General features: G+C 63.6%; 9 protein-coding genes. 6 read left to right on the top strand and 3 right to left on the bottom strand.

All coding sequences use genetic code 11. From position 1 onward, the window contains the following. Window positions 1–69: 69 nt before the first annotated feature. Both MPN20_RS16585 and MPN20_RS16590 read right to left on the bottom strand, forming a co-directional pair. A complete protein-coding gene (locus MPN20_RS16585; protein ID WP_242783925.1) occupies window positions 70–921 on the bottom strand; it encodes a hypothetical protein in 852 nt (283 codons plus the stop codon). A 379-nt stretch (window positions 922–1,300) separates the two neighbouring features. Further along, window positions 1,301–1,903: a MaoC/PaaZ C-terminal domain-containing protein gene (locus MPN20_RS16590; protein ID WP_242783926.1), complete on the bottom strand. Its 603-nt coding sequence runs from the start codon at window positions 1,901–1,903 to the stop codon at window positions 1,301–1,303. Window positions 1,904–2,106: 203 nt separating this feature from the next. Between MPN20_RS16590 and MPN20_RS16595 the strand changes: the two genes are divergently transcribed. Together MPN20_RS16595 and MPN20_RS16600 are read left to right on the top strand one after the other, a co-directional pair. Then, entirely contained in the window at window positions 2,107–3,522 is a 1,416-nt protein-coding gene (locus tag MPN20_RS16595; RefSeq protein ID WP_242783927.1) for an MFS transporter, read from the top strand. Further along, entirely contained in the window at window positions 3,515–4,048 is a 534-nt protein-coding gene (locus MPN20_RS16600; protein ID WP_242783928.1) for a nuclear transport factor 2 family protein, read from the top strand. Before MPN20_RS16595 ends, MPN20_RS16600 begins: the two co-directional genes overlap by 8 nt. Before the next feature lie 61 nt (window positions 4,049–4,109). Here the strand turns inward: MPN20_RS16600 and MPN20_RS16605 are convergent, their stop codons facing one another. Continuing rightward, entirely contained in the window at window positions 4,110–4,751 is a 642-nt protein-coding gene (locus MPN20_RS16605) for a TetR/AcrR family transcriptional regulator (protein ID WP_242783930.1), read from the bottom strand. A gap of 41 nt (window positions 4,752–4,792) precedes the next feature. On the opposite strand from MPN20_RS16605, the gene MPN20_RS16610 reads away from it, so the two are divergent. From MPN20_RS16610 to MPN20_RS16625, 4 genes are all read left to right on the top strand, one after another. Beyond that, complete coding sequence (locus MPN20_RS16610) at window positions 4,793–5,617, top strand: hypothetical protein (RefSeq protein ID WP_242783932.1); 825 nt, start codon at window positions 4,793–4,795, stop codon at window positions 5,615–5,617. Further along, window positions 5,592–6,500: an alpha/beta hydrolase gene (locus tag MPN20_RS16615; protein ID WP_242783934.1), complete on the top strand. Its 909-nt coding sequence runs from the start codon at window positions 5,592–5,594 to the stop codon at window positions 6,498–6,500. The genes MPN20_RS16610 and MPN20_RS16615 overlap by 26 nt, the downstream gene beginning before the upstream one ends. Then, on the top strand, window positions 6,497–8,209 hold the full coding sequence (locus MPN20_RS16620) for an AMP-binding protein (RefSeq protein ID WP_242783935.1): 1,713 nt from the start codon (window positions 6,497–6,499) through the stop codon (window positions 8,207–8,209). The genes MPN20_RS16615 and MPN20_RS16620 overlap by 4 nt, the downstream gene beginning before the upstream one ends. A 22-nt stretch (window positions 8,210–8,231) precedes the next feature. Further along, on the top strand, window positions 8,232–8,419 hold a 188-nt coding region (locus tag MPN20_RS16625), incomplete at its 3' end, for an acyl-CoA dehydrogenase family protein (RefSeq protein WP_242783936.1).

The raw sequence follows: 8,419 nt of genomic DNA on the forward strand, positions 1-8,419 counted from the left end.
GCACCAGCTATAACTGGTCCGCTCGATGACAAGTGGTCCGCTCGGCGGCCCCATCCCCAGGGAAGCGCCTCAACTGCTGAGCTCGTCGAGCACTGCCTTGATCCTCTTGAACTCCCGCGCTCGGAACAAGTCGGCCCAAACGAGGTTCAATACTCGGTAGCCGGCATTGAGCAGCTTCATGTGCCGTTCGTGGTTCTCACTGCTCGCCCGGTCGGGACCGTTTTCATTGAGATAGTATTTGCCCACCCCGTGGAATTCGACGATCAGCCGCAGAGACTCATGCCTGAAGTCATTGCGTGCGATCCAGTTGCCGAACTCGTCGAAGGTGTCCACCTGAGGGATCATCCCCCAGATGTTGAATCTGTGGAACTTAACCGCGCAGATCGCCTCACCTGAGGACTCGTGATCCGGATGCGCAAGATCCACTGCCTGGGCCGCTCTTCTGCACCCACGCTTCCCCGGCTCGATTCCTTCTCGAAGCGCACGTTGAGAGGCCTGCCCGCGGCGGAGAGCTTCAGAGATGAACGGGACCGACACTTCAAGCGGATAGTCGCACGCGATATCGAGAAGCGTCCTGTGCATCGTGGTCACCGGCAGGTCGCCCACAGTCGTCATTTCGTCGGGCGCCAACTGACGCTCGCGAATTCTCATCGTCGGCTTCGAGCGGTGGAAGCCGGGCCTGATCACCTCGGCGACATCTGTTGCCGGGAACGGCGGATCGAGACCAAGGATCAGCGCCGCGGATATGTGGGAATAGACAGTCCCAGGGAGGAGTTCGTCGGCATACGAGCGAATGAGGATCTTCAGCCATTCGGAATTGTCACGAATATCCCCGTACTGCCGGGGATAAGGAGTCGCTGATTCGTTGTGCAGTAGATGAAGTGGCGCGTGTTCGGCGATCGCGCACGCGTGGTGAAGCACGAAATGACCGCGTCGAACTCTTTGCAGACAGCAGCCTAATGCTACTCGGATACTCGATTCGTTGAGCCCGAGGTCATGCAGCCCCCGAGAACTGAAAACCGACACCATAGTACAAGTATGTACATCATTGATTGTCAAACGCAATCATCTGCCATCATTTAACACATAGAAGCCCTGGGTACTCACGCCCGACCCTTGCCGAGCGGACCACTTGCCATCGAGCGAACCAGTAATAGCCGGTGCTTTCGACAACAAGTGGTCCGCTCGGCGGGAGCAGCCTGAGGTGCAGCCTGGCCTAGCCGCTTGCCCGCCAGCGTGGCGCGTCCCACCCGCGCGGCGCGTCCCGCCAGAGCGGCACGCCACGCCAGCGCGGGGCGCCTCATCGGCGCGGGACGTTGAGCGCTGCCTCATCCCGAAGCTTAATGAGGAGCCCGCATCTGCCCTGCTGAGCAATCTCGCCGTGCTGGTTAAACAGGGTGAACTGCCGATCAAGGAAGCCTTTGTCGCCGGCAGAGACCAACCGCTTGCCGAGGATCTCCATCTCCATGGTCACGGTGTCGCCGATGAAGAGCGGACACAGGAACTTCCAGTCGTCGATCCCGGTCATTGCGATCGCCGAGCGCGCGAACCAGCCGGCCTTATCCATGAGCCCGGTGATCACTGCAATTCCAAGCACTCCGTGAAGAAGGCGGCCCCCAGTCGCCGCCATGTATTCGGCGTCGGAGTGCACCTGGTTCCAGTCGCCGGAAAGCATCGAGAACATCGTGAGGTCGGCCTCCGAGAGAGTACGCGCCGAGGACCGGTAGACCTGACCGGCATCCATATCCTCGAAGTAGAGGCTGTGATCGGCGGAGATGACTCGGCGCGGCGCACCCTCAGTCCGAGGCGCACCTTCAGCCCGCCGAGTCCCTTCAGTCCCCTGCGCCCCTTCAGCCCGCCGATCGCGCGGCTCCTCGTAAATTCTTTTGGATTCCTCAGTCATTGCCGACTCCTTCGTCATGTCGATGCTTGCCGCCGTTGACCAGGCCCGATAGCACGCGCTCTCGCTGACCATCGCACCCACACCTGCCCGCGACTGCCGGTACCCGCCGGTAGTCTTGTCGCCTACTCTTGCCAGCCCCTAATGTGATCTGCCATACTCACTATACAAGAACGAACGTTCTTCCCTGCTCGAAGGAGAGTGCTATGGCCTCAACAATTGAACCGCCCGTCGACAGCTCCGGGCCCGCCCCCGTCGATCTTGACCTCCCTGAGGAGAGCAAGATGACGAAGCTCGCGACTGCCTCGATCCTCGCGACAGCCCTCGAATGGTTCGACTTCCTCATCTATTCGACAGCCTCGGCGCTGGTCTTCGGCCATATCTTCTTCCCCTCACTCGAAGGCGCGCTGGGCACCATCGCCTCATTCGGCACCTTGGCCGTCGGCTTCATCGCCCGTCCCGTGGGCGGTATCATCGCCGGAGCGCTCGGCGATCGGTTCGGACGCAAGGGTCCACTCGTCGCCTCCATGATCATCATGGGCCTGGCCACGACCTCCATCGGCCTCCTGCCCGGCTACGAGACGATCGGAATCTGGGCACCCATCCTCCTCATCACCGCACGCCTCATCCAGGGTCTCGGCGTCGGCGCTCAGTGGGGCGGAGCCACACTGCTGCTGACCGAACACTCGCCCATCAAACGCCGCGGATTCTTCGGCTCCCTGGTCCAGCTCGGCACAGTCGCCGGCATCATCATCGGCAACGCCTTCTTCCTCTGCATCCTGCTGTTCGTCAACGAAGACGCTTTCATCGCCTGGGGCTGGCGCGTGCCGTTCCTGTCGGGAATCCTCCTCGTCATCGTCGGCATCTTCGTCCAGATGAAGATCGAAGAGACTCCGGTCTTCAAGACGATGCAGGCCAAGGCGCAGGCCGCCACCGCTGACCAGGACATCCCCAAGGTTTCGCTGCTGGCAGCCGTCCGCAAGTACTGGAAGCAGATCCTGCAGGCGACCGGAGCGTTCTTCGTCGTCAACGGCACGTTCTACATCATGATCTCGGGCATGCTCTCCTACGGCACTGCCAACGTCGGGCTCTCACAGACGATGATGATCATGATCGTCTGCCTCGCGGTCATGACGCAGATCTTCACGATCCCTTTCTTCGGCTCCTGGTCCGACCGCCACGGTCGCCGCAAGATCTTCCTCCTCGGCGCCGTACTCATGGCCATCTGGGCATTCCCGTTCTTCTGGCTGGTCGACACCGGAAATCCGTTCCTCATTGCCCTTGCACTCATTGTCGGACTCACGCTGCACGCCATGATGTTCGGCCCGCAGGCCGCCCTGTTCGCCGAGATGTTCCCTGCCGACGTCCGCTACTTCGGTGCTTCGCTGGGCTTCCAGCTCGCCAGCGTCTTCGCCGGCGGCCTGGCCCCGATGATCATGGTCTCCCTCATCGAGGCGACCGGAACCTCGGCCAGCGTGTCCGTCTACATCATCGTCATGGCCGCGATCACCTTCATCGCAGTCTTCACGATTAAGGAGCGCTTCCAGGCCAACCTCCACGAGACCTCGCACGAAGTCGAAGCACGTGAGGCCCGCGAGAAGGAGACCGCCGCACATGTCTGAGCAGACTTCGACATCGCAGAATCTCGAGGAGCGCATCACCCGTCTCGAGGACATCCAGGAGATCGGACAGCTGCGCGCCCGCTACTGCCAGGCACTCGATGACGGTCACTGGGACGCTCTCGCCGATACGTTCACTGAGGACGGGGCATTCGTCGGACTCTCGACCGCCCGCGGCCGTGACGAGATGCTCGAGTTCTTCCCGAAGCTCAATTCAACGACTGTGACCTCATGGTGGCACTTCAGCTCGAATGAGACCGTCGACCTCGACGGAGACTCAGCGACAGGGACCACCTGGCTGCTCCAGCCCTGCGTCGTCGAGGGCGAATCGCAGATCGCCGCGGGTCGCTACGACGATACGATGGTCCGCACCGCGAACGGCTGGCGCTTCACCGAGCGCAAAGTCTCGTTCTTCTTCTGGTCCTCACTCGAGGCCGGATGGGACGCAGCGCGGTTCTCATTCCCGCCTGCCGTTGACGCCGCGGATGCGCGCACTGTGGAGAGAACCGATCATGGTCGAACGGTCTGACGTGTTCTCTGCCCCGGTCACGCTCGCCGCTTCCTCCGGCGCAGCAGCGTGCGACGCCGTGCTATCGACCGGCGCTGTCCGGTCGGTTCGCGGCACGCACGAGGCCGAAGACGAGGTCGACCTGGAGATCAGCGAGTTCGACAGCCGAGAGCCTGCCGTCCGGTCGATACCAGGTGGACATCGAATCGCACAGTGTCACGGCACCACGCGTGGCCGAACCGATGTTGCGCACATCGCAGGCCCCGGCCTCGACGCCGTCTGCAATGGCGGTGCGGAAGACCTTCTCCGTCCGATCGCGCTGAGCGACCACCTCGGCGCGGTTCTCGCCCTCGAGGTACCGGAACTCGGTGATGCCCACCACCGAGGCGCGCGGCTTCTCCACGATGAAGTCGACGTAGGCCCGCACCGCTGCATCGAGCCTGGCCAGCGGCGCTTCACCGGCCGCGGTCACTGCCGCTTCGAGGGAGTCGGCGAGCGTGCGGGCGGTGTCTTCAAGGACGACCTCGAGAATCTCGCTCTTCGACCCGAAGTAGTTGTAGAGGTTCGACAGCGACGTCCCGGCTGCCTTCGCGATCTCACGCGTCGACGCCCCGTGGAATCCCTTCGCGGCGAGCACTTCGAGCGCTGCATCGACGACCGTTTCGCGGTCGATGAATCGTGGCGCAGCTCGCCGCCTGCCTGACTTGTCCACATTCTCGTCCATTGACACCAATCATCTCATAAGCCCCTTCGGAAGGAATCGACATGACACCGCTCCTCGCCCCAGGACAGCGACTGCTCGCTGCTGCCCCCACACTCGCACCGGGCTCCGCATTGACTCTGGCCGACTGCGTAGCCACTGCGCTCGGCAATGAGATCGTCGACTTCTCCGACCTGGCCACCGCGAACTTGGCGTCCGTGGATCTCGAGCTGAAAGGGCAGCACAGTTCCTCGATCACAGACCCCTCAGCACCGACTGCGGTCGTCACAGCCGTCCTGTCCGAGCGCGACGCTCACGTACGCACCGAGGTGACAGCCTTCCTCAACGACGACACCGGAGTCGCCGCCGTGCTGCGGTTCGCGTTCACCAGTACGACGGCAGGCGCCGAGGCTGTCGACCGTTCCGAGGCCGTGTCCGGCCTGCTGTGCCCCGGCAGCAGAGAATGGAACGCCGACCTCCACCACCGATTGAACGACGACGAGTCGTTCGCCCGCCTCATCGAGACCTACGACGGAACGATCGGCCTGTCGATCGGCGGCCGCCCCGTGCACATCCGCTGCTACCGCGGCCAGGTCCTCGAGGTCGTGGCCCGTGCGATCAAGGGCGCCGATTTCGTCCTCGACATCCCCGGCGAGGTCTTCGTCGACCTCATGTCCTCGAGCGACAACAGCTTTATGGAGACAGCCATGCTGGGAAAGATGCGCTCCTCGGGATCCGGCTACGAATATCTGCGCATGACCAGCGCCCTCATCCGCATCATCGACAACGCCCGCGCCCTCGCGGGAACCGCCGGCTACGGCGGCGCACAGACGACTTCCATCGAGACCCTGCAGGTGGCCTGGCATGACGACACTGACCGAAACCACTGAGACGACCGACACGAGCGCTGCGTCGAACACCTCCACCGCGGCCGTGACCACACTGCGCGCACACCAGCTCGTCATCGACGACCGCCTCGCCTTCGTCGAGGACTGGGGCGACATCGATGCGATCCCGCTGCTGGCTCTGCACACCGCCGGGCAGAGCGGCGTCCAGTACGCCCACGTCGCCGCCGACCTTGCGGCTCTCGGCTACCGCGTCATCGTTCCTGACTTCCCCGGCCACGGACGCAGCGAACCCTCTGCCCACGGGCCGGTGACCGACCTCGGCGAGTATGCCCAGTTCGCGCTCACCGTCCTCGATCAGCTGAGCATCGACCGATTCGTCGTCGTCGGCTGTTCGATCGGTGGGAAGATCACGATCGACCTCGCGGTGCGGGCCGGATCCCGTATCCGGGCCGCGATCGCGATGGCCGCCGGAGCCAGCAGCGGTCACGTCTCGATCCGGGGGCTGACCCGCGAACTCAACGACATCTCGACACCTTCACGCAGCGACCGCACCTACTGGGGCACACGCGCCGTCGTCGGCTCCGCCGTCAGCGAGGAACGCCGCTCGCTCATCGCCCGCATGCACTGCCGCGAGGACCCGATCATCTCGAACTCCGACCTCATCGGCTGGGGTCGACACGATGTCAGCGCAAGCCTGCCCGAGGTCGTGTGCCCGACGATCCTCGTCGCCGGTGAGGATGACCTCTGGATCGACGCCGAGGCAATCCGTCGTGACGCTGCGTCCATCCCTCGAGGATCGTTCACGTTCCTCCCCGGGATCGGGCATTATCCGATGGAGGAGATGAGCGATTTCGCCAGCCAGGTCGACGCTTGGGTGCGCACCCTGGAATCCAGCGACGAAGATACGGAGACCACGCGATCATGACTGCACAGCCCAGCACTCTCTACGGCCATCTGACGTCGTGGGTCGATTCCGACCCGCAGCGACTGGCGCTCATCGACCCGGTGCCTGCCGCCGCCCAGACTGACGACCTCGACCACGGGCATATCCGTGTCAGCGTCACTGATCTCCTGACCCGGACGAACCAGTTCGCTGCACTCCTCGCCGAGCACGAAGTCGGCGAAGGTGACTGCGTGGCCGTCTGGCTGCCCAGTTGGGCGGACACCTACGCCTGGCAGTTCGCCGCTTCGGCACGCGGTGCCCATGTCATCGGCGTCAACACGCGCTACAACGTCGCCGAGGTCAGCCACGTCTTCACGAAAGCGCGACCCACACTCCTCGTGATGGCCCACGGATTCCGTGGCATCGACTTCCTCACCACAGCCACGAAGGCCGTCGCCGAGTCGCAGGAAGACGCTCCGGCCGATTCCCCGCAGCCGTTCCACGCACCCACGGTCGCCGTCTGGGCTGTGCCGGGAGCATCCGATGAACCGGTCGCCGCCGATTACGACCTCGGTTCAGGGGCAGTGGTCATACCCCCTGTCGGTGCCGCCACCTCGGCGTCGGGAGCATCTGCGGCAAGAACGTCAGCAGTCGAACCCAGCGCGGACCAACTGTCGGTCGCGTTCACAACCTCGGGATCCACAGGCATGCCGAAACTGGCAGCCCACAAGGAAGCCGCCGTCGTCTCCCACTCGCAGCATGTCGCCTCCCGCGCCGGGTTCGCCCCCGGCGACGTCCTCGTCGAGCCGCTTCCCTACTCCGGTGTCTTCGGATTCTCCGCAGGTATGGGCGCGCTCTTCGGCGGGGCTGCCGTCCTTCTCCACCCGGTCTTCGACGAGCGCGTACTCGTCTCAGCCTGGGATCATTTCAACGGCTCGCATTTCGTCGGCGCCGACGACATGCTCTCTCGGGTTCGCCGCGTGTGCGAAGAGACCGGCACAACGATCAGCTCCTGGAAGTGGGCAGGCGTGGCCGATTTCCAGGGCATGTCCGCAGACATCGCGAAATGGGCCGCCGAGGATTTCGGAACACAGACTGTCGGCGTCTACGGCTCGTCGGAAGTCTTCGCCCTCACCTCGTTCTGGCCCGTCGACACGGCGGAGGAGCTTCGCTACTCGGGCGGTGGCCGTCTCATCGATCCCGCGTACGAGTACCGCATCGTGGACCCGCTCTCGAACCTCGACGTCCCAGAAGGGTCCGAAGGCGAAGTGCAGCTGCGCGGCGCGAACATCGTCGACAAATACCTCGGCGATAAAGGAGAGGGCGCGAAGAACTTCACGACCGGAGGCTGGTTCTGCACCGGTGACCTCGGCCGTGCGCAGGGACGTGACTCCTTCGAATACGTGTGCCGCATGGGCGACGTCATTCGTCTGCGCGGGTTCCTCGTCGATCCCGCAGAGATCGAACTTCACCTCATCACCCATTCCGAGGTCGAGATCGTCAAGGTCGTCGGACGCAACAACGAGGCGGGTGCACCCGAAGTCGTCGCCTTCGTCCAGCCGGTGCCGGGCACAAATCCGGACCCGGCGGAGATCAAGGCGTACTGCAAGGAGCGCCTGGCCAGCTTCAAGGTGCCCACGGAGGTCCGCCTCGTCGAGGCCATGCCTGTGACCGCCGGAACGAACGGGTCGAAGATCAAAGCAGCCGTCCTGCGCGAATGGGCGGCCAAGCCGCTCGAGACGCAGAAGTGACTTTAGAACAAGGAGACTGACCATGACGCATCAGCCCAGGCCACGCCCGGATACCCCGCACTTCATGACCGAGGAAAGGCAGGAGATCCAAGCACTGGCACGCGAGTTCGCCCGCGATGTTGTCTTGCCGATCGCCAATGAACTCGACCCCGTTGAGGGACAGTTCCCCGACTCGATGATCAAGCAGATGGCCGATATGGGATTCTTCGG

This window comes from Brevibacterium sp. ZH18 (genome assembly GCF_022748595.1).
In the GTDB taxonomy this organism is placed as follows: Bacteria; Actinomycetota; Actinomycetes; order Actinomycetales; family Brevibacteriaceae; genus Brevibacterium.

What these genes read in the sequence shown, in the direction of transcription:
- MPN20_RS16590 (WP_242783926.1), bottom strand. Translation starts at nt 1,903, where the DNA reads ATGACTGAGGAATCCAAAAGAATTTACGAGGAGCCGCGCGATCGGCGG.
- MPN20_RS16595 (WP_242783927.1), top strand. Translation starts at nt 2,107, where the DNA reads ATGGCCTCAACAATTGAACCGCCCGTCGACAGCTCCGGGCCCGCCCCC.
- MPN20_RS16600 (WP_242783928.1), top strand. Translation starts at nt 3,515, where the DNA reads ATGTCTGAGCAGACTTCGACATCGCAGAATCTCGAGGAGCGCATCACC.
- MPN20_RS16605 (WP_242783930.1), bottom strand. Translation starts at nt 4,751, where the DNA reads ATGGACGAGAATGTGGACAAGTCAGGCAGGCGGCGAGCTGCGCCACGA.
- MPN20_RS16610 (WP_242783932.1), top strand. Translation starts at nt 4,793, where the DNA reads ATGACACCGCTCCTCGCCCCAGGACAGCGACTGCTCGCTGCTGCCCCC.
- MPN20_RS16615 (WP_242783934.1), top strand. Translation starts at nt 5,592, where the DNA reads ATGACGACACTGACCGAAACCACTGAGACGACCGACACGAGCGCTGCG.
- MPN20_RS16620 (WP_242783935.1), top strand. Translation starts at nt 6,497, where the DNA reads ATGACTGCACAGCCCAGCACTCTCTACGGCCATCTGACGTCGTGGGTC.